The 3,484-nt window shown below is 36.5% G+C and carries 4 protein-coding genes; all 4 read right to left on the bottom strand.

Features of this window, described 5'->3' with window-relative positions; genetic code table 11:
• Positions 1-371: 371 nt before the first annotated feature.
• The 4 genes from JI666_RS20810 to JI666_RS20795 all read right to left on the bottom strand — a co-directional run bounded on the left by JI666_RS20810 (position 372) and on the right by JI666_RS20795 (position 3,161).
• Positions 372-623, bottom strand: a complete 252-nt coding sequence (locus tag JI666_RS20810; RefSeq protein ID WP_206895000.1) for a hypothetical protein — start codon at positions 621-623, stop codon at positions 372-374.
• Between the two features lie 288 nt (positions 624-911).
• Positions 912-1,172: a hypothetical protein gene (locus JI666_RS20805; protein WP_206894999.1), complete on the bottom strand. Its 261-nt coding sequence runs from the start codon at positions 1,170-1,172 to the stop codon at positions 912-914.
• Positions 1,173-1,269: 97 nt separating this feature from the next.
• The gene (locus JI666_RS20800; RefSeq protein ID WP_206894998.1) at positions 1,270-2,454 is read right to left on the bottom strand and encodes a hypothetical protein; all 1,185 of its coding nucleotides are present in this window, start codon (positions 2,452-2,454) and stop codon (positions 1,270-1,272) included.
• Between the two features lie 98 nt (positions 2,455-2,552).
• Positions 2,553-3,161, bottom strand: a complete 609-nt coding sequence (locus tag JI666_RS20795) for a hypothetical protein (RefSeq protein WP_206894997.1) — start codon at positions 3,159-3,161, stop codon at positions 2,553-2,555.
• Between the last annotated feature and the right edge of the window lie 323 nt (positions 3,162-3,484).

The raw sequence follows: 3,484 nt of genomic DNA, 5'->3' as shown, positions 1-3,484 counted from the left end.
TTATCTTCCTTCCTTAGAATATTCTTCTAGGAAGGATAACGTTTAAAGGCGGAGTATCAAAAACAATTAGCTTAGCTTGACGGCTATGGGGACAGGTACTTCGTCCCAACAATGATCTAATAAACTAAAGGGCATAAAGCAAATCGTAGTAATTTTTCTTGCAAACAGAAGTAAAGTAGCTGGCAAGTTAGTAACACTTACAAACGTCGTCGCTTTTTGACTTATGGGTGGGACAAGAAACCTGTCCCTCTGTCCCCAATTTCAGTTGAAAACTTAAAGACTTTTATCTGACCTTTAAGAGACGCAGAACCTGTCCCTATGTCTATCTGTAATACTTGATTACAGAGATTTGGAACCTGATTCTAGTTCACCTAACTATTTTCTAGTTTATGTTGACTTAACACTACTTGATAAAAATAATCAAATGCCTCTTCTTCATTGTCTTTTTTCTTTAGTATGCCGTGGCCATACCGCTCACCACTCTCATATATTTTCCACACCCCTTGATCATATACACACCCTAATACAAATGGTTCATCTGTTATATTATCTAGTACTATTATGTACTCTCCAATATTTAAGTTTTCATCCTTATATCTTTGTAGGAACTCTTGCTTTGTCATAGTTTACCTCCTCTTAATATTTAGGAATAACGCCCATGCTTTCTAAATGTGGGACACTGGGACAGGTACTTCGTCCCAACAATGATCTAATAAACTAAAGGGCATAAAGCAAATCGTAGTAATTTTTCTTGCAAACAGAAATAAAGTAGCTGGCAAGTTAGTAAAGTAACACTTACAAACGTCGTCGCTTTTTCACTTATGATTGGGACAAGAAACCTGTCCCCATAGCCGTAGAGTTTTTCAATAGTCTCGAACCGCCCCAGCTATGCGCTTGATCGTCCAATTTGTCTAATAATTATTAATTTGAAAGTTATGTTGACTTAACACTAATTCATAAAAAAAATCAAATGCCTCATTCTCACTTGTAAATTCTTTAATGATGTAGTGGCCCCCTCTTTCTCTTGTTTTATAAACTTTCCACACCCCTTGGTCGTATGCACAACCTAATACAAGAGGTTCATCTGTTACTCCATCTAATACCATCATATATTCTGCGCCAATAGTTAGATTTTCAGAATTATATCTTTGTAAAAACTCTTGTTTAGTCATTTTATCCCCCTAATATTTTGGTAAAATACCAATTTTCAACATCGTCTGACCATTCAATGGAGTTACTATTTGTTCAGCTCCTCCATTCATTAACTTCTCACCTGTAAATAAAACTACTTCTCCATGGAGCTGCAATACCTTTCAATCCATAAGTTGTGTCTGCGTTTCCTACAACTTTTTTTAAGTTATACTGGAAGTCATCATAATCTGCCTTAAAATCAACAATGTCTACATAGGATACTGGTTTTCTTCCATTCGCAACTACAATTCGGTTTAACTCTTCAAGGTTTTCATTCCTAATTGCATCAATTGCTTCAAAATAGGATTCATTATCAAAGTTTCCTACATGCCTTGCTTCAGGGTTTTTCAGATATGGTATGGCACGTTGATCATAAGTATAAGGAACACCATTATCAGGTAACGTAGTAAAATTCACTCCACCGTCACCACCAATTCGATCCCATCTTTCGGGTAAAGGGTTATTTCTAGTAATCACCTGAACTGAACCTTCTTCAAATCCCATGTTCTCAGGCCAATCCATCAACATTCGACCATTCTTACCAAACCCATCAGATTTCAAGTACTTCGTATCAGAGACCACCGTAACATCGCCTTTTACTTCCAATCTATCATAAGCTTCATGAATTTTTGCTAATTTCTCTTCATTCGTTAAGTCACTACGTTTACCAATGTCATTGATATGGTCAAAATATTCTCCTGGATTCTTGAATGTAATACCTGAATCTTTACTCCCTACAATCCTACTAATCGTATCATCTATTTCTTTTTGTACAATGGTAGAGTTTACGACATTACTCGGTACAGATCCATTCGCCCCAACAGCCACCCTATTCGGATTCCCCGCAACCTGCATGCCGCCTTTAACGTCCTGGACAAATTCACCCATGCCACGCTTCATGCCTTCAAAAGCGTTATGTTTTTTTACGATGGCCGCAACGTCTACTTTACTACTTCCAGCGACCTTGCTTAGGTTAGAGTTCGGGATCTTTCCAGCAAGTTTGGCGAGGCTGGCTGATTTACCTGCCATGCCGACATACGGGATAAAGGCTGTGGAAGCATTCCCTGTAATATAGGCAATGCCTTCGTCTTCATAGGTATCGGAGAAGGATTGTGAGATCGATTCAACGACGCCCATCGGATCTTTAATCGCCTGCATGGCGGCGGCTCTATAGCCTTCGACTCGCTTATCCGCTGCTTCCTTTAAAAAGTCGGGTTCCACGGAATCGGAATAGCTGGGACGGTTCTGTTGATTCCATCTCATAAATAAAAGAAGCATTAATTATTGGAATAATTAATGCTTCTTTTCACTTTATTTCGAAATATTGCATCATGAGAACCGTCCCCGGGATGCTGAATTCTTTATCCCAAGATGTATAATTCTTTTAGATTTTCTATAAATTCAGGATCATTTTTCAACTCAATCTTATTAAGAGATTCATAAAATTGACTGAGTTTATGCGAAAAATTGTATAGAACTAGCGCAGCGCTATTCAAGCTTCTAGATTTAGCTATGTAAATCTTAGAGTCACCTTGCCCCAAAAACAAAACGTTAAATCTATCATTTGTGTTTTTTTCTAAAATTATCTTATTAGGCTTAATTTTAAAAAATGAATAATACTGCTCATCTGAAAATGTCCTTAAGATTTTTTGTATTTCATTCAATGATGTTGCATTTCTAATCTCAGTTTGACGATCCATATCATGTTTTCTTACTTCCAACTTACTTTTCGAAAATAAATATAAGGCTATCATAGATTTATATTTATCTGAATACAAATTTACTTTATATTCTTTTCCTCTAACAACTTCAAAAAGCTCAAAGTGATTAATTGCTTCATTTAAAATTAATTTAACTATAGTTTCAGGATAATCTTCTCCACTTATCAGTGCGACGCAAATAATGCCCTTTTCCTTTTTGATCACTTTAAATTCTGTTTCAATTAAATGACATATATCATTTATGTTCAATTGCTACACTCCTTTATGGCTCCATTTGTTTAATTACACCTAGGTCGATGGTGGCACACAGGGACATGTACTTCGTCCCAACAATGATCTAATATACTAAAGGGCATAAAGCAAATCGTAGTAATTTTTCTTGCAAACAGAAGTAAAGTAGCTGGCAAGTTAGTAAAGTAACACTTACAAACGTCGTCGCTTTTTCACTTATGGGTGGGACAAGAAACCTGTCCCCATAGCCGTCAAGCTAATGGAAACATAGAGTATGAAATGATCGTTCTGTTATGGTTTGTTCAATATTTTTCCAGTTGAGATCCCATCCACTTTGTATT

This window comes from Bacillus sp. NTK071 (assembly GCF_017303315.1).
GTDB lineage: Bacteria > Bacillota > Bacilli > Bacillales > Guptibacillaceae > Guptibacillus.
Note: the sequence above shows the minus strand (reverse complement) of the source record. Positions and strands in the feature narration are given on the sequence as shown.